General features: G+C 59.4%; 24 protein-coding genes. 1 reads left to right on the plus strand and 23 read right to left on the minus strand.

Translation table 11 applies throughout. The features are described from left to right. Positions 1–21: 21 nt before the first annotated feature. The 13 genes from JJD66_RS21805 to JJD66_RS21865 all read right to left on the minus strand — a co-directional run bounded on the left by JJD66_RS21805 (position 22) and on the right by JJD66_RS21865 (position 11,151). Entirely contained in the window at positions 22–3,039 is a 3,018-nt protein-coding gene (locus tag JJD66_RS21805) for a host specificity factor TipJ family phage tail protein (RefSeq protein ID WP_200648999.1), read from the minus strand. Then, positions 3,036–3,416, minus strand: a complete 381-nt coding sequence (locus tag JJD66_RS21810; protein ID WP_200649000.1) for a nitrite transporter — start codon at positions 3,414–3,416, stop codon at positions 3,036–3,038. The genes JJD66_RS21805 and JJD66_RS21810 overlap by 4 nt, the downstream gene beginning before the upstream one ends. Beyond that, positions 3,416–3,898: a DUF1833 family protein gene (locus JJD66_RS21815; protein WP_200649001.1), complete on the minus strand. Its 483-nt coding sequence runs from the start codon at positions 3,896–3,898 to the stop codon at positions 3,416–3,418. Before JJD66_RS21815 ends, JJD66_RS21810 begins: the two co-directional genes overlap by 1 nt. Beyond that, positions 3,895–4,356 carry a hypothetical protein gene (locus tag JJD66_RS21820; RefSeq protein ID WP_200649002.1) on the minus strand — a complete coding sequence of 154 codons (462 nt, stop codon included), beginning with the start codon at positions 4,354–4,356 and terminating at the stop codon, positions 3,895–3,897. Before JJD66_RS21820 ends, JJD66_RS21815 begins: the two co-directional genes overlap by 4 nt. Beyond that, a complete protein-coding gene (locus JJD66_RS21825; RefSeq protein WP_200649003.1) occupies positions 4,353–7,304 on the minus strand; it encodes a phage tail length tape measure family protein in 2,952 nt (983 codons plus the stop codon). The genes JJD66_RS21820 and JJD66_RS21825 overlap by 4 nt, the downstream gene beginning before the upstream one ends. A 35-nt stretch (positions 7,305–7,339) precedes the next feature. After that, positions 7,340–7,579: a hypothetical protein gene (locus JJD66_RS21830; RefSeq protein WP_120249055.1), complete on the minus strand. Its 240-nt coding sequence runs from the start codon at positions 7,577–7,579 to the stop codon at positions 7,340–7,342. Positions 7,580–7,650: 71 nt separating this feature from the next. Then, positions 7,651–8,064, minus strand: coding sequence for a hypothetical protein (locus JJD66_RS21835; protein ID WP_200649004.1), 414 nt, complete (start codon positions 8,062–8,064; stop codon positions 7,651–7,653). Between the two features lie 79 nt (positions 8,065–8,143). Continuing rightward, positions 8,144–9,307, minus strand: coding sequence for a phage tail tube protein (locus JJD66_RS21840; RefSeq protein WP_200649005.1), 1,164 nt, complete (start codon positions 9,305–9,307; stop codon positions 8,144–8,146). A 66-nt stretch (positions 9,308–9,373) separates the two neighbouring features. Next, positions 9,374–9,769: a phage tail terminator-like protein gene (locus JJD66_RS21845; RefSeq protein ID WP_200649006.1), complete on the minus strand. Its 396-nt coding sequence runs from the start codon at positions 9,767–9,769 to the stop codon at positions 9,374–9,376. Then, the gene (locus tag JJD66_RS21850) at positions 9,766–10,146 is read right to left on the minus strand and encodes an HK97 gp10 family phage protein (RefSeq protein WP_200649007.1); all 381 of its coding nucleotides are present in this window, start codon (positions 10,144–10,146) and stop codon (positions 9,766–9,768) included. Before JJD66_RS21850 ends, JJD66_RS21845 begins: the two co-directional genes overlap by 4 nt. Then, positions 10,146–10,505, minus strand: a complete 360-nt coding sequence (locus tag JJD66_RS21855; protein WP_200649008.1) for a hypothetical protein — start codon at positions 10,503–10,505, stop codon at positions 10,146–10,148. Before JJD66_RS21855 ends, JJD66_RS21850 begins: the two co-directional genes overlap by 1 nt. A gap of 3 nt (positions 10,506–10,508) precedes the next feature. Then, the gene (locus JJD66_RS21860; protein WP_200649009.1) at positions 10,509–10,901 is read right to left on the minus strand and encodes a protein singed; all 393 of its coding nucleotides are present in this window, start codon (positions 10,899–10,901) and stop codon (positions 10,509–10,511) included. Positions 10,902–10,941: 40 nt separating this feature from the next. Further along, positions 10,942–11,151, minus strand: coding sequence for a hypothetical protein (locus tag JJD66_RS21865; protein ID WP_200649010.1), 210 nt, complete (start codon positions 11,149–11,151; stop codon positions 10,942–10,944). Between the two features lie 63 nt (positions 11,152–11,214). Between JJD66_RS21865 and JJD66_RS21870 the strand changes: the two genes are divergently transcribed. Then, positions 11,215–11,388 (plus strand): hypothetical protein, encoded by a 174-nt coding sequence (locus JJD66_RS21870; protein WP_200582980.1) that lies wholly within the window; start codon positions 11,215–11,217, stop codon positions 11,386–11,388. 54 nt (positions 11,389–11,442) lie between these two features. On the opposite strand, the gene JJD66_RS21875 is transcribed toward JJD66_RS21870, so the two are convergent. The 10 genes from JJD66_RS21875 to JJD66_RS21920 form a co-directional block, all read right to left on the minus strand. Beyond that, positions 11,443–12,459 (minus strand): coat protein, encoded by a 1,017-nt coding sequence (locus JJD66_RS21875; protein ID WP_200649011.1) that lies wholly within the window; start codon positions 12,457–12,459, stop codon positions 11,443–11,445. 14 nt (positions 12,460–12,473) lie between these two features. Continuing rightward, positions 12,474–13,169 (minus strand): hypothetical protein, encoded by a 696-nt coding sequence (locus JJD66_RS21880; RefSeq protein WP_200649012.1) that lies wholly within the window; start codon positions 13,167–13,169, stop codon positions 12,474–12,476. Between the two features lie 68 nt (positions 13,170–13,237). Then, the gene (locus JJD66_RS21885; protein WP_200649013.1) at positions 13,238–14,281 is read right to left on the minus strand and encodes a minor capsid protein; all 1,044 of its coding nucleotides are present in this window, start codon (positions 14,279–14,281) and stop codon (positions 13,238–13,240) included. Further along, positions 14,274–15,743, minus strand: a complete 1,470-nt coding sequence (locus JJD66_RS21890; protein WP_200649014.1) for a DUF4055 domain-containing protein — start codon at positions 15,741–15,743, stop codon at positions 14,274–14,276. The genes JJD66_RS21885 and JJD66_RS21890 overlap by 8 nt, the downstream gene beginning before the upstream one ends. A gap of 7 nt (positions 15,744–15,750) precedes the next feature. After that, positions 15,751–17,049: a terminase large subunit domain-containing protein gene (locus JJD66_RS21895; RefSeq protein WP_200649015.1), complete on the minus strand. Its 1,299-nt coding sequence runs from the start codon at positions 17,047–17,049 to the stop codon at positions 15,751–15,753. Beyond that, positions 17,036–17,593 carry an HGGxSTG domain-containing protein gene (locus JJD66_RS21900; RefSeq protein WP_200649016.1) on the minus strand — a complete coding sequence of 186 codons (558 nt, stop codon included), beginning with the start codon at positions 17,591–17,593 and terminating at the stop codon, positions 17,036–17,038. Before JJD66_RS21900 ends, JJD66_RS21895 begins: the two co-directional genes overlap by 14 nt. 64 nt (positions 17,594–17,657) lie before the next feature. Beyond that, the gene (locus JJD66_RS21905; protein ID WP_200649017.1) at positions 17,658–17,915 is read right to left on the minus strand and encodes a hypothetical protein; all 258 of its coding nucleotides are present in this window, start codon (positions 17,913–17,915) and stop codon (positions 17,658–17,660) included. Positions 17,916–17,968: 53 nt separating this feature from the next. Beyond that, positions 17,969–18,265, minus strand: coding sequence for a hypothetical protein (locus JJD66_RS21910; RefSeq protein WP_200649018.1), 297 nt, complete (start codon positions 18,263–18,265; stop codon positions 17,969–17,971). Further along, the gene (locus tag JJD66_RS21915; RefSeq protein ID WP_160049466.1) at positions 18,246–18,569 is read right to left on the minus strand and encodes a hypothetical protein; all 324 of its coding nucleotides are present in this window, start codon (positions 18,567–18,569) and stop codon (positions 18,246–18,248) included. The genes JJD66_RS21910 and JJD66_RS21915 overlap by 20 nt, the downstream gene beginning before the upstream one ends. Next, positions 18,569–18,940, minus strand: coding sequence for a chemotaxis protein (locus JJD66_RS21920; RefSeq protein ID WP_125970272.1), 372 nt, complete (start codon positions 18,938–18,940; stop codon positions 18,569–18,571). Before JJD66_RS21920 ends, JJD66_RS21915 begins: the two co-directional genes overlap by 1 nt. Positions 18,941–19,122: the final 182 nt, after the last annotated feature.

The following is a 19,122-nucleotide window of genomic DNA, read 5'->3' on the forward strand; positions in this document are numbered from 1 at the left end:
GGGCCTAGGTAGGTTTGGTGTCTATGCCGCTGGCGGCGGGTAGTTGTCGTCGTCTGCATAGAACACGGGCGAGTATTCGGTTGCTGTTACAGCGCAGGAACCATCCTGATTTGGCGTTATTTCTGTGATCATCGCCGGGTACCCGACTTGCTCGCTTGGACCGAATAGGAACCTTGCGGGCTCAATGCTCAGGTCGGTCACGATATCGAAGTCGATTGCAGTGAGTGGCACGAGCACCTGGTGAAAGCCAGCATCCTTCGGCTCAAACAAGCTTGTGACTGTGCCGTCGTGCCGCCGAATAACGGCCCGCGGCGCAACCATAGACCAGTCCATTTCTTCGCTAAGCGTGAGCAGGCACTGGCTGTCAACCTGCTCAACTTCCATGATCAGCGCACTCCTGGTGGTGTTCGGGATGTCATCAGCCAGTGTGATGTGGTCGATATCGTCAAACACCAGAGCATCCATCTCGGTATCAACGCTGTAGCCCCAGCGCGAGAACTGGTACTTGCGCAACTGCCTCATGCCAATGCGCCAGGCCCTGGCTCGGTCGGAAACACCGTCCAGTTGTATTTTGTCCACCTTGAGACCAAGGCTTCCAGGAAGCCGGCATTTCACAGTCTCCTTGCGGTTGGTGTACTGGTCGATGTACTCAACGCCCACCCCGTCGAAGTCGTCAGGGCTTGGCGCAGTGAAGCTTGCCGTAAGCTCACTGGTCATTTCGTGGGGCGTGATGACCCCGCGCGGGGGCTGTATACCTTCTCTCTTCACACTTAGCAGCCCATTGCCGCTGGAAAGGTGGGACATGCCCGCAGTGAAGATTCCCTGAAGGACCTCACGAACCGCTGTAGGCTTCTCGTGAGACATATCGTAAAGCTCGCTGCGCGGGGTCCAATAGTCCTGGTCAACGGCGTTGAGCGCATCCATGTCGATCAGCGACTCGTCAATCCCCAGACTTTGGCAAACGTGCAGGGCTGCGCCTTTAATGGAGCGAGCCGGCGCATTGTCGTAGATGCGAGTAGGCACGCAGTTGATCTGGCGCTCAGATTGGGCGCTCAGACGATCACCGCCGCGGATATCCATGGCGATGACTGTTATGCCTTCGTAGGACCCTGGATCTGGAAGCAAGGTACGCAGGCCATACCACTGAATAGCATCACGCACCTGCCCGCCCTCGACCGGCTGAATCCGCCTCATCTGGAACTCAGGGCGTAGCGGATAAGGGAAAACAATCCTGTGCGTGAACCCGATCTGGTCGGGCGTAGCTTCGGTGTAAGCGTGGGTGATCGTTGTCCATGCTCCACCAAGCGCCGAATCCCTCCATCGAACCTCAATGGATTTGGTGGAGGTCTTGATGTTGCCTGATTTGCTGTAGTAGCAAAGCCCCTGGCTGAAGAACACATCATATTCAGCTTCGGTGGCCAGCTCGTATTCAGGGCAGCCCATAAATGAGCCAAGCCAGTTAATTGCACCGCCGCTGCCCGACATCGAGAAATCGAGCAGAGTCCTTGCAGTGAATCCCGCCCAGGCATTGTCGACCACGCCTGTATCCGTGATCCTCTTGACCGTAGCGGTAAGCCCTGAAACCGAGACAATCTGAAACCTGTAGCCTCGGTAAGCGATGGATAGTCGTTGCTGGCCGGCGGCGATACCCGAGAACGGGGTGCCGTTATCAAAACTGAGTGTAATGCTCGCAAGTTGCTCAGGGGTTCCGCCAGTGGAGGCTGCGCCAACAATATAAGTCGGGCCCGATCCAAAGATCGGCACCGGGGCACTGGTCTGCGAGATAGCCCCGCCTTTGTAAGGGCTCAGCGGCTCAATCAGTCGAAGCCGACCAGAGCTGTCTTGCGCAACAAGGCCTATGCCAGAAAGCTGAGACGTGATCGTCGACACCAGGCCACTCATGTTCACGTAGTCGGTATTCAGGGAAATGGTCTTGGTGACCCCCTGGAACGTTACAGACCACACCACTGCTCCCGATGTGAAATCGTATGTCGTCGGTGCGGCGCTACCAGTAACCATCGACGGCGCCCCGCCAATCCCTGGGATAGGAGCCACGTAAGGCAGCACGCTGGCCACCGTCAAATCGATTTCCGAATCACTGCCAAGCGTTACCTTCATGCCAACAAACGGCGCCAGATCGGCCAGGGCGCCGGCGATCCTGCTGTACGAGCCCGCCGTCGTCACGGTGAATGTATCAGGCGTTACCAGTCGCACAACGGTGCCAGACTCCCATGCATCAGGGAAAGTCGGACTGTTGCCCAGCAAAGAAACCGTGCTTCCGCTGATAAGCATAGAGTCAGCCAAGGCGGCAGCATCTGCGGGCGCGCTGCTGGATAGATCAAGGCCGGCGGTTCCGGCGTTAGTACCACCTACCTCGGTCGCTGGATACCAGTTTCTAGCGCGTGAATCTCCCACAAGCGATGCTCCAGGCCCATAAACTGTGTAGTTAAGGTCAGATCCGAATGCAGCAAATGGCGTGTCGCCAACCTTCCACGAGCTCGGTGGAATCGCAAGATTCCCCCTGCTGATCGACATTGTTATGGTTGTGACCATCGTCCGCTTATTTACGAATCGGGTTACAGGCGGTACCAAAAGATCTGGGTAGACCTTTGCCATGCCCAGTATTTCGCGAATGGGCGAGTTCAGCTTTGCGTGGTTACCAGTGGCCGTGGCTGCATCAAGGTCGTCGCCCTGCTGTTGCTTGGCGGTCTTCGCCTTGGGCATCGTAAGGATCAGCACAATAGAGATAGCGGCCAACGCCACAGCAGCCCAGGCCGCCGCGGCCGCACCGACAGCGCGCGCCTCAGGGAAAATCATCACATCCGTGTCGCAATCAATAACGGTTATAGGCCACTGATCAACCGGCACAGACCTGCCTTCTATCTCGATGCAGATGGGGTGCACGGCATTCATGTCAAAATCGGGGGCGCTTGCCGAAAGCCAGCCAGCTAAGGAAATAGGCTCGCTAACCTGGTGAGTCTCCAGCGGCACGCATTCGCCACTTTTAACCCCGATGCGGGATGGATAAATTCGAATCACTTGTAATACTCCACCCGCACGAAGCGGCGCTTTAGCCTGTGCAGAGGCAGGCAGATTGTGCGTTGCTTTTCGGTGATTTCCATTGCCTCAAGGGAGGCGCCACAGCGGACCACTACACCTACGTGGCGCATCTCGCTGCCCTGGTAGAGCGCAATCAATGCGCCCTCTTCCGGCTCGCAAGGCGTCAGTGTCGGGAACCACTTCCCCGCCACCTCGACCATGGAACCGTCGCCTGCGCGTATATCGGCCCACTCTGGCCAGGCGGGCAAGCCAAGATCACGCCTGACCTCTAGGACCAGCCCGTAACAGTCAACAAACGGCCACACTCTCCCGCCCTCGAGGTACTGGCCCGCGAGGTATTTGTCGTGATCGATCATTATTGGTACCGCATGCCCGGGGCGAAGTCGCCGGTGTAGTTGTGGCGCAGCCAAAGCGTTTCCAGCAGGTTAAAGTAACCGGCAACGATCTGCGCTTCGGTTGCCGTGACTGAGCCGCTCTTCACCTTGTAGCGCAGGATCTTGGATGGATAGGCTAGGTCGGTGCTGATGTACTCCCTGTACACCATATTTATCTCGCGGCGATCCTTCAGCGCAGCACGCAGGAACCCAGAGACGCTGCCGTCTATATTGCAAAGGGCAAACTTGAGGTCTTGCTTCCCGTCGCTACCGCGCTTAGGGAGGGCTATGGAAATTCCACAATCCGCGAACGCGACTACCTCGCCGGTCTCAAGGGCTGCCTCTAATGGTTCAAACCCATCCGTGAGAAAGTGGTGGACCACCCCATCAGTTATCTCAAGGGTTCCGTGGATAATCTCCGTGCCCCCGCTTGAATAGAGCCGGTTCAGTACATAGCTCGTCATTGCGGCCAGTCCTTGTTTATCGCCAGGTCGAGAAGATTCATGCCGAGGATGTATTCAGGCGCGTAGACGGCCCAACCACCGGTGAGTATTGAGCGATTCCAGAGCTGCAGGGTTGCAGTGATAATCCAGTGATCAACCCCGAAAAGCTCAGGCCCTTTATACATCCCGCGGAAGTGGGCCGTGTACGGCAGAAGCCCCTGATCGGTCCTCAGCTCGCATTCAAACCACTCAGAGCCAGAAATCAGTACTTCCTCATGCCAAGACCTGAAGTATTGGCACTCAAGGCCAGTAAGCAGCCATTTGACCTCGACATTTTCCGGTACCGATGAGTAATTCCTTCGAAACCGACTCCTGCCCGTCAGCATCTGGGTTTCTTTCATCGGATCGATGGAATTAAGCTGATATCCATCGCGCAATGGAAAAGGAAGCTGACTCGGGTACTTGTGTTTCGCCTTCATCGTGCGGCCCTTCCCATGCCGAGCATCTGCTGAATGGCCTTAGCGCCCTTTCCGTTGTCATTGATGTTCGCAACGAACTGATCAATCACCCATCTGCCGTCTACCTCTCGAGACTGGCTTTGGCCGGCCTTGCTGGCATCCTCGATCACGTTGACTACTGGCGCTGCCCCCATCTGCGTGCGAGTCGCGTCAGGACCGGTACCCTTTGCGCCCGGACGGATTGGCGAGACGTTGCCTTTACGTAAAGCCTCAACCGTGGCCACGCCGCCAGCCTTTCGGATATCCGCCTGGCTCCAGACAACCTCGCCTTTGTGCGCCGGGCCGGCATATTCATTAACCCCGCCAGCACCGGTATAGCCGCCTTTCGAAAAGCCAATGCCAGCGATGTTTGCCACGTTTGCGGCTGTGGCGACACCCACGGCAGCGGCGGCGGCGAAGTTGAATGGAGGTGGGAACGCGGATAGCGCCTTCTGCACGGCCAGGTAGCCGTCCATGGTCGCCTGGACGATTGCCGCAGCCTTGCCGATGGCGGCGAGCTTCTTGTTGCCCGACTGGCTGAGGCTGGCCATGTTGCCGAAGAAATCGGAAGCGCCCACCAGCAATGCCTGGTTCTTGGCTTCTTCAATCTTCTGGCGGTTGAGAGTGGCCTGCTCATCGATGTTCGCTACGCGTGCTGCGTAGGTCTCTTCGTTGATTGCCTTCAGGTCCAGGTAGGCCGCCTGACGCTCCAACTCGGTAGCGCGCCACGCTTCCAGCTTTTCGGCGGCGGCATCTAGTCGGTCAATCTCACTCCCGGCGCCGCCAACAGCCGGATCCAGACCTGGTGCATTAGGGGCTTGAGTTACTCCCTCAATGGTCCCAGGCTTCTGCGCAGCATTCAGGTTTATGTCGCGGATCTTGATCAGCGTTTCAAGGCGCTTGGCAGCCTCTACGTTGCCCTGGCGCTCGTACTCGGCCAACTGCGCCGCGTCATCCAGGGACGACTTGAGGCTGTTTGCTTCACGTAGCTGTCCGGTGAGGGTCAGTAGCTGCACCTGATCCTTCTGCGCCTGCTGGATGCCTTTACTGATCTCGGCTTCACGCTCAAGCGCCACGTTCTTCTTGAGCTGGGCGGTGATCAGGTCCTGGCTTGCCAGCAGCGACTTTTGATCGGCGGTGAGCGTCTTCTTGCCTTTTATATCGGCGAGTTGCTGCTCCCACTTGATCAAGGCCTGGGCTTGGACGCCTACGCGCTCGGTAGCAATGCCCTGGGCGTTGAGAGAGGCGTTCTGCTGTAGCAGTACGGCCTGGGTCTGGCGAGCAGCATCGAGCGCCTTCATGCCGGCGTCTTCGGTGTAGGCTTTGGCCTTTGGACCTTTCGGCTGCGCCTTGTCGTACTTGGCCTGAATGTCTGCGACTACCTTGTCGATCTCGGCCTGAGACTTGCCCGCCTCCACGCCAAGGCGCCTGGCGTCCGTTATATCCTTTACGAGCTTGGCTTGATCAGAGAGCTCTTTCTTGGAAAGAGCGCTCCACTTAGTGTCCGCTTCGATCCTCGCCTGATTCTCGCGAGTAGTTTTCCCTTCAAGCTCGGCAGTTGACTTGGCCACCTCAGCGTTTTGTTTAAGGAGCGCTAAGCGCTTTTCAAGTGCTGCTGTGGAATCATCGTTATTGCCATCGTCAAGACCGAGAGCCCCGTTAAGCTTGCTCAATCCAGTGGACACAGCGCCTGCCAGCCCGCCGTCCTTGCGGGTCTTAAGGATTCTCTCAATGATTTCAATCTGCTTTGCAGAGTCGGGTAATAGTTCGCCCCTAACCTGGCTATAGGCGTTGCTGATAGCAGTGCCGATGTCGTTCCAGTCGCGCTCGATATCGGAAAGCGAATCACGGTACCGCTTAAATCGTGCCTGGGCGTTTTGGTTGAGTGTTTCGCTCAGAACATCCAGGGCCTCCTGCTTTTTGCCTTGATCATCGAGGCCTTTGATTACTTCGTACTGGGCGCTGGTAAGCAGGCCATATTGAGCGCTGATCTTCTCGGCGGCCTTGGTGGCATTGTCACCCATGTCACCAAGCGACTTGGCAACGTCGCCGGCGCTCTTGCCGGTGAACTCGCCGATTGCCGTGGCGGCCTCGGCCAAGTTCCGAAATTGGACCTGACTGAGCCCCGAGCTTGCTGCAAGCGCGATAACGGCTGCCTTCGCTTCGCCCAAGCGCCCCGTAATGTCGGAAGCGCTTTTGGCAATCGCGGATAGCGTTCCGGCTGTCTGACCAGAGCTTGCCGAGCCAGAGAACAGCGCCTTGTTGAATGCGCTCGCCTCTTTCTCAGCGCCGTAATAAACGGCCGCGAGTGTGCCAAGACTGGCTGCGAGCACCGTAAAGGGGTTGATCAGGCCGACGATGTAACCACCAAGAGCCTTGGCCGCCGGCCCTACGCCGCCGAACATGTCCTTGAGCTGGCCGCCCTGCTGCAGGAATACCGTCAGCGGCGCCTGGCCGCCCTGGAGTGAAACAGCGATATCAGTAAATTGCGCGGGAACGCCACGCAGCGCTGCCGCCGTTGCCTTGGCGGTCATCCCGGTTTTGTTCAGGTCGGTATTGAATCGGCCAAGATCGGCGCGCGCCGTGTTGATCTTGGCTTGGTAGTCGGAAAACGTCTCCGCATCAAGCAATCCAAGCTTGCGGTTCTTCGCCAACTCTTTCTCTTGCTTGTCCAGCTCTCCAAGCTTGCGCGTAACCGGATCGATGCTGCCCAGAAGATCTTCAAGCTCCTCCCGCTGGGTTTTGACCTTTTTCCCAGCAGCCTGGGAGGAATCGCCAACCGCATCAATCCCTTTGGCGGCCTTGTCCATTGCTGGCTTGGTGCGGAGCCCGGCATTCTCCAGTCCCTCAAGCGCCTTGCGTGTGTCGGCCGCCTTCTGCTCGGCATCGCGGCTGTCAATCTCAAGGACCAGGCGTGAAGTTTGAGTCATGTTGCCTCCGGGCAAAATTGCCGCAGGGCGGCGGATCAGTCGTCTTCTTCGCTCAGGCAAATCACGTCCAGCGCAAACATCACCTCATCCACTTCCCGGCGATCCAGGGGGGATGGGTGAGCTTCGAGCCAGTCGGATATCTCGCGGGCAGACAGCGGCAGCGGGAAGGCTCCCACCATGGTTGTGATAAAGCGGCGGCCCCGGCAGACGCCGAAGAACGTGGCGAGCAGGTGCTTGGTGATGGGGTCGGTCGGCGGCTCTTCCGGTATTTCCATGCGCAGACGCTCATAGATTGCCCGGCGCTTGTCGGCCTGGCCGCCCCACTCCCTCTCCCACTCGAACCGGGTTACTGCTTTTCCACGGTTTCAGCCAGTTCTGTGCCGGCTTCAATCGTTGATTTGCTGCCTTCCTGCAGGACGAACAGGAAGAATTCGATATTTGCTTCGAGCAGCTCGGTGCACGCGGCCACGGTGAACTTCAGCGGGTTGCCCTGATCGTCCTGCACGCCATCCCAGTCCTTGACGATGTACTGCGCAAGCAGAGCGCAGTGGCTTTGGTGCTCTGTCATCTCCCCGGCAACCACGCCAATCTCGCCCTGGGCAAAGCTTGCGTCATTGCGCTGGATGCGCCGGCGCACTCGCTCAAGCGCGATCAGGTATTCCGGGTTATCGATGCCGCCCAGCTGAATCTTGGTTTCTTCGTCGAACTTGGCCCAGCGCAGATCGCTGACTGGTGCCTTCTTGCTCAGTGTGAGAGCCATGCTGAATCCTCAACGCCGCGCCATAAAAAAGGCCGCCCAGGCATGCGTTAGAGCCTGGGCAGCCAAAAGGTTGATCGTGTTACGCGGTGACCGTGATCGTCGCGGTGCCGGTCTTGGTGCCGTCGGCAACGCTTGTGGCGGTGATTACGGATGTGCCAGCGGCAACCCCAGTGACCAGTCCCGAACTGTTGACGGTTGCAACCGATGGGGTCGCACTGGTCCAGGTAACCGCCTGGCTTGCCCCACCCGGCGCCACGGTAGCCGTCATCTGGCGAGTGGCAGCGACAGCGATAGAGGCTGTAGTGGGCGCAACGGTCACGCCGGTAACAGCGGTCGGCGATGCCAGGCGCGTGATGGTCGGGCTGATCTTGGCGACGGTGTAGTTCAGCGTCACCTCAATCAGGTCGCGCTTGCCGCCGCTTGGCAGCTCGCCATCCACTTCAACCGCGGGGAAGTTGAAGGTGTACTTGTTGCCCAGGGCGTCGGTGATCGGGAACACCACGGAGATTGGAAGACGGGTGAAGGTCTTCTTCCAGATCTCCCAGGCGCGCTTTGACCAGGCCAGGGTGATGGTGCCGGTGATGGCCGCTTCGGTAGCGATCTGCGCGCCAGGGCCGAGCTTGGTGTTACCGATGCAGCGCTGGGCCTGGAGGCTGTTGTCGAGGTTGATGGTCATGGCCGATACGCAGGCGAGGCCTTCAAGCGACTCGCCATCCACCATAATGGTGCCGACATTGTTGTTCGAGAGGAACGGGGTGGTGGTCGGCGCATTTGGGGAAACAACGATTGGATCTTCGCCATCGTCGTAGTCCAGACACGCCATGTTGAACGTGGCGGTGATCTTGCCATCGGACGGGATGTCGAGGGCGAAGGTAGATACGTGCGAGCCCTTGAACACTCCGTACACGCCGACGTCGCTGTAGCCCTTGGCGATGCTGTAGGTATTTCGGGTATCACCCACAGACAGCACGTTGCCGGTCCAGGTGCCGTAGAAGGCAGCCTCCAACAGCTGATCGAACGAGCCGAACGAGAATTCGGCAGTCAGGTCGCCGCCGATGTCGGTGCTGGTGGCCACCGAGCCCTGGCTAATGCGGGTATCGGTGATTTCGTCACTGACCGCAACGTTTACGGTCGGGGTCAGCGCGTTGCCGGTCAGGCGCAGCGTGTCCCAGGTGCCTACGGGGGTAACGCCGGGCGTCACCTCCTTGATGATGTGCGAAACGACTTTTGCGCCGGAACTCATGGGGTGAGTCTCCTATCTGCGGGCATAAAAAAACCCGCTCAAGGCGGGTGGATGGTGTTGCCTGGCTCAGCCGGCGCGGAACCGGATGTTCACGTTGATCTGGTAGAAGCCTTCGAACTCACCGGCGACGACCTGGCTGGCCTCCATGCACTCGAGTTCGCCGGACATCCAGTAGGCGAAGTGGGCTTCGAGTGCGCCGGCCAGTTCGTTGATGGCCTTTGTGCCGGTATTGAGCCTAGCGAAGCACTGAATGCTCACTTGGCCGGGCTTGCGGGTGTAAGGCTTGTCGGCCATGCCCGCCATAAATGCTGTGGCGTACTGCAGGTTGAAAGCGCACCACAGACCCTCTTCTGGAGGGTCGAACAGCTTCGGTTGATTTGGGTAGCCTATATTTTTTTGGGCGATACCATTGAAGGCGACCATTCGCGCAGTGAGCGCCGCCCTGATCTGCTCGTAGGTCATTTGTAGGCCTCAGATACGCCGATAAAGGCCAGACCGTACACGCCGCCTGGGGCCTGATCGGACCAGCCGTTTTCAAGGCGCTCCGCATACGGCAGGTTGTTCTGGATATAAACGACGGTGAACGGCTCCAGGCCGGTAACAGCATTGAGGCCGGCGCTGATGGTTGCAGAGCCTGTGGGATCTACATTTGCCGACTGACTAAATACCGGCGCCCCTATACTCACAATGTTGTTGCCGCGGAACCGCCCCGTATCAACCGGAGACCTCAATGTAATTTCGTTGAGCATGGCCATAGCGATGACCCGAACTCTGGTCGCGATCTCAGATTCTATCTGGTCGGAAAATAGAGTTGGCGGTGTCGTCCATCCAGTAGCCATCAGGTCTTCCTCAACTGTATCTCGTAATGGGCGCCGGCCGGGTCGGTCTGGACGTTGATAACGTCAAACCCATTGATCTTGTGGACGATGTCTGGGATGTCGCCGATCGTTTCGTTGGTCAGCGCGATCAGCAGCTGGTCAGTGGCGCGGATATTCACACCGTCGACCTGAGCCATCTTGAAGGCGTCGAACACGCCGCGGCCGTTGTAGGCGATCACAACGGGCGGCCCTGCGGCCTCGGTTACCGGGTCCCACGTGCCGGGCAGCGTCACGCCGCCAGTGAATGGCTGCACGGCATCGGCAAGGTCAGTATCGAAGGCCTCGGCCATATCGGTCTGGATGTCTTCGCGTAGGCCCATGGGTCACCCCCGATCTACGCGGAACGAGAACGGGCTCGAACGCCAAGGCGATAGTAGCGCCAAAGCAAACTGCACATCACCGGGCTGCGCAATGATCTTGCTGCTGTCCAGCGAGGCAAAAGTCTTGCTGGTGCTGACCGATCCGGCCTTGACCGTCTTGGCCTCAAGCGATCCCTCGGTCTGCTGCTGGTACAGCTTGCCGTCTGAGGCGACCTTGGCCAGTTCGGCGCCGGCCTGCTTAACCTCCTGCGGGATTGCGTCCATATCGACGCCTACCAGATTGAGCGAGGTCAGATAGGCATTCGCCTGCAGCACTGCGCGGGCTTTCTTGTCATCTGGCGCCCATGTAGAGCCCAGGATGGCGTCAACGTCCGCCACAGTGATGTAGGTAGCCATCTGGCCTCCGCTTGAATGAGTGGGGCCGAAGCCCCGGGTGTTACTTGCCTTTGGTGGCCTTGGCGGCTTCGGTGTTTTCACCGCCGCCATTGTTGCGAGCAGCCTTTTCGTCCGACTCGGTCCGAGCCGAGTCGACACCGCCTGTCTCGCCGACAGTCTGCGGGCCGACGGTTACGGCCCCTTCAGTTCCACCAAAGCCCCAGCGGGCCTTCACATTGGGGTCAATGTGGTTATCTTTTTGAACAGTCATGATCCCTCCTACGCCCCCGGAACGGTAAGCGTAAATGTCGTGTTATCGACACGGGTGAACGTGATGACGTTGCCTGCAATGGCCGCGCCCTTGATGGCCGTGGTCAGCCTGGTGTCGTTGCCAGCCGTCGCGGTGGCAGCGGTGGTGCCGACGGTCGGCGGGAAAGTTGTAGGCTTCCCAGTGATAGCCGACCACGCCACCGCAGCGGCGCCCACATTGGCATCGAGCCAGTCGTAAAGCTTCTTGAGCGTAAAGCGCAAGTTATCCCGTGGTGATGGCATGGCGCCCCCGTTAAGCAGTTACGGTGGAAGTGATGAAAGCCAGCGGAACCTGCTTGCGAGCGAACTTACGCTCCCAGTTGGTAGTCAGTGCCAGGTCGGACCAGTTCGCCGAGATAGGGCGGGTGGTGGTCGGAGTGCCGGTAATGGTCGCCGACAGGAAGCTGTAGCCCAGCGGGTGCACAACAAAGTTGCGACGAGTCCACAGGGTTTCGGCACCACCACCATTGCCGCGATCCGGCGCGCGCTCGTACTCCAGGCCGTCTTCGCCTTCCGGTTGCTGCTCGGCATAACCGATAGCGCCCGGGCCGAAGATAACGGACAGGTACTTGTTCGGCGTGCCAGTGATCACCGGCATGGAGTCGTCGACCACAACGCGCATGCCCTGGAAGCGACCAAACTCTGGGATCTGGTCAGCCAGCGGGGTGAAGTCGATCAGGTTCAGGATCTGCAGTTCAGTCTGAACGGCCGAGTGCATTGCAATTACGCTCAGGCCGCCCAACTGACCGGAGTAGTCACCCATGGTCGCCTTGGCGCGGATGATGGCCGCTGCGTTGATGGTGCCGCCTGCATCCACAACCATGTCGCTGTTATTGCTCGCAACGTTATCGTTGTAGATGCCGATGGTGGTGGCGATGGTGCGGCGCTGGGCCACTCGCTGCCAGTAGGAGATCAGGCGCCCGGCCACGAACTCCAGCGGGTCTTGCTTGGTGATGTTCTTCACCAGGCTCATCGCGTTCCAACCTTCGTTGAGGTAAGCAGCGCGGGCCTGCATGGATGCGGTGGCGACCGACAAAGGCACAGCGATGTCGGTGTACACGTCGTTCGAGTAGTTCGACTCGATGGACGCATCCAGGTCAACCCACCACGGAATGGTGAAGGTGTTGGACGGGCTGGCCAGCAGAGTGGTCATGTCCGAGTTTGTGGTCAGGATGCCGGATTCGAAGAAAGCGGTGCGCTCGACGGTGTTTACGCTGATGTAGTCGCGCAGTTCGTCGCGGAAGACTACGTCGGAGAGAATGGTAGGCATTGCGGAATATCCTTTTAATCGGCCTTAGCGGCGGCTTTCATGCGCGCGTGCTCGGCGGGGTTGGTTCGGCGAAGCTCTACGCGCTCCATACCGGTCATTTGGTCCCACGTTTTGGTGGCCCCGCCACCCTTACCCCCGGTAGCCCCGCCACCGTTCGCTTGCGTGCCGCGCACCAATGATGCGTAGCGCGGCGCTTGCTGGAATTCTTTCGCCAGGTCTTCGAGTGTTGCGATGGTCAGGTTGCCGGAGGCGTCCGTGACCTTGACCTGGCCTTCTACGATCTTCAGGCGGCGCTCAACGAACTCGGCCAGGATCTCGGCGTTCTCGCCGTCGGCAATGCCGGTTGCGATCTTGCTCGCGGCGGCGCTCAGGTCGCGGCGATCAACCCGGTTCATGATCTCCAGGTTCTTGGCGCGCTCGGCCTCCAGTGCCTGCTGGGCGCTGGTGTAGAGCTGCTCAAACTCGCCATTGGCGCGCTGAGACTCTTCTTGCAGGCGGCGCTGCTCGGCCTCGGCCGCGTCGCGCTTGCGCTTCTCATCCTTTTTCTCGGTGAGCAGCGTTTGCACCTGGTTGCGCAGGCCCTCGAGGTCACCGCCACCGGTGGGCAGCCCCTCAACAGCCAGCGCGTAGTCTTCGCCCTGGGCTTTGTAGAAAGCCTGCAGGGATGGCTCGAGTGCGTCGTATGCAGCCTTGTCGATCAGGTATTTCATGTCATCCCCCGGATGATTTGCCGTTGGCTCAGCCGCGGGCGTAAAAAAACCGGCTCATGGCCGGCTGTTCATAGTCCCGCTCGCTCGAAGGCCAGCGGTTCAAGGTCTTTCAGTTGCTTCAGGGTCAGGGTTTTGCCGTTGTCATCGACGAACTTGTCGAGCGTCAGGTCGCCCTTGGTGAACAGTGCGTACCGGTTCGGCCCAAGCACGTCGCGCTGGAAGGCCGCAGGCTGGCGCGAAAGCCAGTCCTGATAGCTTGTCTTGCTCGATACTAAAGTCGCACCGTCAGGTCCTACTGAGGGTCGAGTTGAGCCAGGAATCTCTCTGGCATACTCATCCTTGAGAACCGGCAGTGCGCTTGACCTGCAGTTCCAGTGCCCGGGCGGCTTGGGATCATCCCATCCGTACAGGTGCTGGTCGCGGGCCTGGCACATGTGCGAGGTCCGACTGTCCAGGGTGGATATCCACCGCCAGCCCTTGAGGATGTCGTCGTTCGCCTTCAGAGTCTCCATGCGCGCCGTGCTGGCTACATGGTTCGTCATGGTGCGAACGAGCGATGAGGCCTGATCCTGATGCAGCTGGTGAATGCTGGTGAGTCGCCTACTGATCTGCTGACTGGTCTCGCCCAGGCTGGAGCCAATCTGGATCTCGCCGATGATCTCGGCCGCCTTCTTGGTCCCGAACTGGTCAAGGGCACCACCGATGCTGATCCGCTGGGCACCCTTTCGCGCTTCAAGGATCAACGGGTCAGCCAATGCTGCAGCGCTCACCATCTCGGCCGAAGGGACGTTGAGCTGAACAACCAGCTTCACGACCTTGCCCAGCATCGTCGCATTGAACTCAGCCTCGTATGCAGCGAATTCTCCAAGGTCAAGCTGTGCCCGGCCCTTCATGTCGTCGTAGATGCCCCGCAAATCGCCCTGGAGCGTTTCTATCTGCGAGGTGTAGCGTCTGGTGCCGTAATCGCTCAGCCCTGCTGATACGCGATCCTTTGCCGTCTTGATGGCCTTGCTGATGAAGGCCGCCACCCGCTTCAGGTTGCCGCCGGCATAACGCTGGACGTATACCTGGTGCCGGGTGGTGGCGTCCGTCAGGTAGCCTTCACTACTCATCGTTCACCTCGGGCGGCTGATTGGGTGGAGGCTCACCGGTCCCAGGCTCGCTACCCACCACCGGCGCCTCTTCCTCGCGGTCAGAGTCGATGTCTTCGTCCGTGCGGTCCGAATCCAGCACGCCGGACTGGCGCAGGTTGGTGCGGAAGTCCGTCTTGGCGATGATGCCCTGTTGCCAAAGCTGCATCTGGGCCAGGATCGCCTGGGCGTCCATGACCTCGTCGAAGAACTCCTGGTTGAGCCAGAACACAGTGCCTTCCTCATCCACATCCCCAACCATGAAGCGCTGGGCGTCGAACAGGGACAGGCGAACCGCCTCACTCACGTTGCCGGCTATGGTGCCAAGCACCGAGTTGTCGGAGCTGTAACGGATACGCACGGCCTCTGCCGTTTCCGCGCCGCTGCCTTGCTGGACAATGCGGGCGCCGATCATGAGCATTTGCTGCTCTTTGTCCTTCATGAGCTCGCGGGCCAGCTGGCTTTCATCGGCCTGAAGAAACGTGGCGCTGCCGGTTTTGCCCAGGTTGTGACCCCTGCGCGAGCCGATCTGCATGCCGTTCGGGTTGAGCTTGATGAAGCTGTCCGGATCAATGTCAGTGGTGATGAACAGAGTAGGTTGCGATGCGATGAAGCCCGACTCTTCCACCGTGGCGCTGTTGCCATAGTGAAGGACGTTCACCTCGGCCAGATCCTCCAGCGGCGCCTTGTCGATGCTCGCGTCGTTATTCTCGGCGCCGAAGAAGTGGAACGGGATGTGATAAAAAGGCAGGCCGCCCTTGTCCTTGGGCTCTGTCTCTTCGCCTTCTGGATCGTCAGCGCTGTGCACGCTCTGCACGTACCTGCCGTCACGCAGCATCAGGGCCCTGTATTGGTCCTTGGCGGTGAACTCAAAGCCATCTGGCGTTGGTACATTGATCTTTTCGTGCAACACCACCAGGGTCAGCCGGCGCACGCCGTCGATCACGTCTTCACGCCAGTTAATGATGCTCTCGGCGCAGTAGAAGTGGATGAAGGCGCGTGAGTTCGCAGCCTGGGCGACGGTGAGCGCGACCTGGCCTTCTGGTACCTGGACCTTTGGAAAGTCCACCAGCAGGCCGCCGCGTCCAGTGTCGAGGCATTCGCCGGTCGACTCCTTGCTAAGTTGCTCCAGGCTCGCACCGTCGCCGCTGGCGTTCTCTTTCAGGTATTCAATGGCGGTGGGCAGGCTGATTTCGGCAGTCTTGCGGAACACGGCGCCCAGCAGGCCAGTACGCGTGCGGCCGACCACGTTCAGGAACATGGCGCGCTTCTTCAACTGCTCGTACCGGGCCTTGTTCTCTTCGCTCTGGTTGAGCGGATCAGGCATTGGCAGATATTCGTCGTACTTGCGGACCTCTCTCGGCCCCTTTACGCAACGCTTGACCAGCTGCCAACCGGGCAAGGCATCGCTGTACTCTTGCCTGATGGCGCTGTAGTTGGGCATATCGGCCTCAGAAGGTGAAGGTGACAGGGATGTGGGTCATTGGCTTGATGATCGGGTAGTCGTGATGGATGAAGTAGCCGCCGGCGTCGTTCGCATGGTCCACGCCTGATTTCTTGTCTGGCTCGCCGTTGGGAGCCCACACCTGCTGCTCAAGGCCGTCCGCGTAGGTCGGGCAGGTGAACGGGTTCACCAGGTAGCGCCGCTCGCCCTGGGCATTGCAGAACATCGCGTTCATGGCGTTGATGCGGTCCTTCACCGGCGGATTCGCTGCTGGCGCTATCACCGTGAAACCGGCCTGCCGAAGAATGGCAATGTCCGTCTCGCTGGCATTCACCGACTTGCGTGAACCGCCCGAGGCATCCGGGTAGATCCTGATTTCGCAGGTCTTCTCGTAGTCCTTGCCGTCGTACCGCCAGTAGCGCTCCTTGATGCGCCTGATCATGTCTGGCGTGTCGTAGCCATCCACCAGCTCATCAGCCGCCCTGGGCAACCCCTCTCGCTTGACGTGCGTAATGGCCGCCATCTTGCCGACGTTGAAGTCCATGCCGATAAACAGGGGCTCGCCAGACTGCACAGTGTCGAAGCACTGATTGTTCTTGCGGTCGTAAGAGTGATAGATGGACCCGGACGTCAGGTTGACGAACTGGCCGTTGAGATAAGCCAGGATCAGTTGCGGCGGGTAAGACTCCATCAGCGACTGGATGTAGTCAGGCGGCAGGTTCAGTTCGTTGTCGAACGTGCTGGCCTGCACCAGGCCGTACATATCACCCAGCGAGGGCTTGTCGCGCACCTGCTTCAGGAACTGCTGGTAGACAAACTTGTATCCCTCCGGGGTCGTAGTTACGTCCACCCCGTTGCGCAAGCCTGGGGCGTTATAGCGCATCCGGGCGATGATCTTGCGCCATGCCTGCTGCGCCTTGACCAAGCTCATTACGTCGAGCTCGTCGACCAGCGCGTGACCAATCTTGAAACCGACGATTGTCTGCGGCTTCTCCATGGATCGGCATATCACGGTGCCGCGGTATTGCCGCCCACTGTAGACATGCACTTCATGGTTCGACTGATTGATCTCAGTGCGAAGCCCCCAGTCGTGCGCCACTTCCTCCATTGTCGGGTAGAAGATGTCGCGGATCTGGGCGTATGTCGGAGCGAAGTAGCCGGCATTGATGCGCGGCCACTCCCAAAAGTGCTTCCCGAGCGCCGAGCAACCTACCCACGTCTTGCCAGAGCCAAACCCTGCCACGAAGGCGCGGAACTTGTGAGGCAGCGCCAGGAACTGGGCTTGAGGTACGTTAAGGCTCGGCATTAGGGCGTCTCGCGTCAGTCACCACTACTTCGATGCGCTGAGGCAATGGCCCGTCGTCTTCAGGGTCGAGCTTCTTGATCATGTCGGCGCGTTTCGACTCAAGGTCACCAATACGGCCAAGCAGGCGGTTGATGATGTCTTCGTAGCCCTGGCGTCGACGCTGGGTTGTCATTGATGGACGGCCTGGCTCTTTCGCAGGCTCACCCTCTTCAACGGGATCGGTCGCCTGGGTGTGGATGCTCTCCATATCCAGAACAAGTCCGTCACCCGCTTCAGCCTTGGCTTGGGCCATCAGCGCCCGACGCAACTGGAGTTTGGCGATCTTGATGTCGTCGTCGAGCGTCCCGATGCCGATGTCATCCCATAGGCCATGCTCATCAGCAGTCAGAGTGTCCGAATAGATTCCGTGCTTGCGGGCATGCTGGTTGCCTTTGTTGGCCTTAGTGGCAGCCCCGCCGTGTAGCTTGCAGCGAGAGGAACCCGGAACAGCGTGTCGCTTGCATGGTTCCCCGTTGCTGCGCTTCTTTGCGCCGCATAGGGCCATGGCTAAGCCTCATTCATGGGGTGTTTCGCGAATGAATGGTCATTCAACGTCGTTCGAACGTCATTCAATGGTCGTTTGATGTATCCAGCAGCACATCAATCAGCTTCTGCTCACCCAGGCGCATAGCACCCAGGCATTGCAGGTCATCGCACTTGGGGCCGAGGCCGAACACCGTGACCTCTCCCTTCGCGCCGATCAGCGTCAAAGCGCCTACGGTGCACTCGGGGTGCTCACCTGCGTCGAGGTCGTCGGCAATCTTTCGCAGGGTCTTGGCGGCATCGCGCCAGTCTTCCCGCTTGAACTCAAGAACCTTGACGGTCATGCCCTACTCCTGTCTCGCGCCACGATTTTGCGCATTCGAAAACGTGGCGCGAATTACGGCGCTAACCGAAGCTGCTGATCGAACAGCTCCCGGATCTCTCCGAGTCTGCCCATCACAAGCGGCTCACCCTTCAAATGGATCAGGTGGGCCAACTGGTGGACGATCCCCTCATCCGAAAGCACCTGGCTTGTCGGCAGCTCCTTGAACCAGCACACGAACACCGCGAAGTGCAAAGCCCCTGGTAATTCCTTCAGGAAGCGCTTGTCAGTCATCCGGACGTATCGGGCATGCTCTTCGCGTAGGTCTTGGTAGCTGGCTGAGTAGCGGTTATCACCGATCAAGTAATCCACGATTAAGTGCCTCGTCCGCCTTATCAGCAGCCTGGGCCGCAGTGGTTGCGGCCTTGGTGGCCTTGTCGGCGGCAGTGCCGGTCTTGCGGGTCAGCTCTTCCAGGCGCTTATCGCGCTCAGTCATCGCGGTGTCGTAGGCCTCGCGGATGCCCTTGACCTGATTGCTCTGGTTCTCGGCGAGTGACCAGTAGGCGGCCTGATAGCCCAAAACAGCCCCACCACCCACCAGCACGACAGCAATGGCCCAAACTTCAGTCCGGCGCCACCAGCGGCGTGCGATAAATTCCAATGCGCATCTGTCCATCAGGCGATTCCTCCCAGCTTGGTGCGCAGGCGAGTGATCTCGTCGCTCTGTTGCGTCACGCGGTCAGTGAGTTGAGCCACCTGGCTGGTCAGCGCTTCGATCTTGCCTTCCATGCGCCCAACGGCGGCGGCGAGATCGTTCCGCTCCTTCGCGAACTGATCAGCGCGCGCCTCGGCTTCTTTGCGGGCGGCGCGCTCCTGGTTCAGCAGCTCGTTCAGCCGGCGAAGTGTGCCGATGTCCGCGCTATCCATAGCCCGGTCAGTCGCGTCCTTTGACAGGAACTTGCGCAACCAAAGCAGGCCGCCTAGCACTACGGTGGCACTACCGCCCAGCCAGGTAGCTGTGCCTGGGCCGAGGTCGGTAGGATCCATCGCAACTCCATCAGGAAAGATGGCCGAGGTCGGCCTTGTGTAATAAGTCGGCTCACACAGCACTCCCAGCTCGGAGCAATGGGTGTGGTGGAGCCGAAAACGAAAAGGCCCCGATCAATGTCGAGGCCCTGAATAGGCACCGAGGCACTCCCCCTCGGTTGCTCAAGTTGTTTTGGCTCCCT

Source organism: Pseudomonas sp. MF6751 (assembly GCF_016613265.1).
Lineage (GTDB): Bacteria > Pseudomonadota > Gammaproteobacteria > Pseudomonadales > Pseudomonadaceae > Aquipseudomonas > Aquipseudomonas fluorescens_BV.

What these genes read in the sequence shown, in the direction of transcription:
- JJD66_RS21920 (WP_125970272.1), bottom strand. Translation starts at nt 18,940, where the DNA reads ATGGATCCTACCGACCTCGGCCCAGGCACAGCTACCTGGCTGGGCGGT.
- JJD66_RS21835 (WP_200649004.1), bottom strand. Translation starts at nt 8,064, where the DNA reads ATGGCTCTCACACTGAGCAAGAAGGCACCAGTCAGCGATCTGCGCTGG.
- JJD66_RS21845 (WP_200649006.1), bottom strand. Translation starts at nt 9,769, where the DNA reads ATGACCTACGAGCAGATCAGGGCGGCGCTCACTGCGCGAATGGTCGCC.
- JJD66_RS21860 (WP_200649009.1), bottom strand. Translation starts at nt 10,901, where the DNA reads ATGGCTACCTACATCACTGTGGCGGACGTTGACGCCATCCTGGGCTCT.
- JJD66_RS21915 (WP_160049466.1), bottom strand. Translation starts at nt 18,569, where the DNA reads ATGGACAGATGCGCATTGGAATTTATCGCACGCCGCTGGTGGCGCCGG.
- JJD66_RS21905 (WP_200649017.1), bottom strand. Translation starts at nt 17,915, where the DNA reads ATGACCGTCAAGGTTCTTGAGTTCAAGCGGGAAGACTGGCGCGATGCC.
- JJD66_RS21825 (WP_200649003.1), bottom strand. Translation starts at nt 7,304, where the DNA reads ATGACTCAAACTTCACGCCTGGTCCTTGAGATTGACAGCCGCGATGCC.
- JJD66_RS21890 (WP_200649014.1), bottom strand. Translation starts at nt 15,743, where the DNA reads ATGCCCAACTACAGCGCCATCAGGCAAGAGTACAGCGATGCCTTGCCC.
- JJD66_RS21820 (WP_200649002.1), bottom strand. Translation starts at nt 4,356, where the DNA reads ATGAAGGCGAAACACAAGTACCCGAGTCAGCTTCCTTTTCCATTGCGC.
- JJD66_RS21865 (WP_200649010.1), bottom strand. Translation starts at nt 11,151, where the DNA reads ATGACTGTTCAAAAAGATAACCACATTGACCCCAATGTGAAGGCCCGC.
- JJD66_RS21855 (WP_200649008.1), bottom strand. Translation starts at nt 10,505, where the DNA reads ATGGGCCTACGCGAAGACATCCAGACCGATATGGCCGAGGCCTTCGAT.
- JJD66_RS21850 (WP_200649007.1), bottom strand. Translation starts at nt 10,146, where the DNA reads ATGGCTACTGGATGGACGACACCGCCAACTCTATTTTCCGACCAGATA.
- JJD66_RS21815 (WP_200649001.1), bottom strand. Translation starts at nt 3,898, where the DNA reads ATGACGAGCTATGTACTGAACCGGCTCTATTCAAGCGGGGGCACGGAG.
- JJD66_RS21900 (WP_200649016.1), bottom strand. Translation starts at nt 17,593, where the DNA reads ATGGCCCTATGCGGCGCAAAGAAGCGCAGCAACGGGGAACCATGCAAG.
- JJD66_RS21875 (WP_200649011.1), bottom strand. Translation starts at nt 12,459, where the DNA reads ATGCCTACCATTCTCTCCGACGTAGTCTTCCGCGACGAACTGCGCGAC.
- JJD66_RS21870 (WP_200582980.1), top strand. Translation starts at nt 11,215, where the DNA reads ATGACGTTGCCTGCAATGGCCGCGCCCTTGATGGCCGTGGTCAGCCTG.
- JJD66_RS21880 (WP_200649012.1), bottom strand. Translation starts at nt 13,169, where the DNA reads ATGAAATACCTGATCGACAAGGCTGCATACGACGCACTCGAGCCATCC.
- JJD66_RS21885 (WP_200649013.1), bottom strand. Translation starts at nt 14,281, where the DNA reads ATGAGTAGTGAAGGCTACCTGACGGACGCCACCACCCGGCACCAGGTA.
- JJD66_RS21895 (WP_200649015.1), bottom strand. Translation starts at nt 17,049, where the DNA reads ATGCCGAGCCTTAACGTACCTCAAGCCCAGTTCCTGGCGCTGCCTCAC.
- JJD66_RS21840 (WP_200649005.1), bottom strand. Translation starts at nt 9,307, where the DNA reads ATGAGTTCCGGCGCAAAAGTCGTTTCGCACATCATCAAGGAGGTGACG.
- JJD66_RS21810 (WP_200649000.1), bottom strand. Translation starts at nt 3,416, where the DNA reads ATGATCGATCACGACAAATACCTCGCGGGCCAGTACCTCGAGGGCGGG.
- JJD66_RS21830 (WP_120249055.1), bottom strand. Translation starts at nt 7,579, where the DNA reads ATGGAAATACCGGAAGAGCCGCCGACCGACCCCATCACCAAGCACCTG.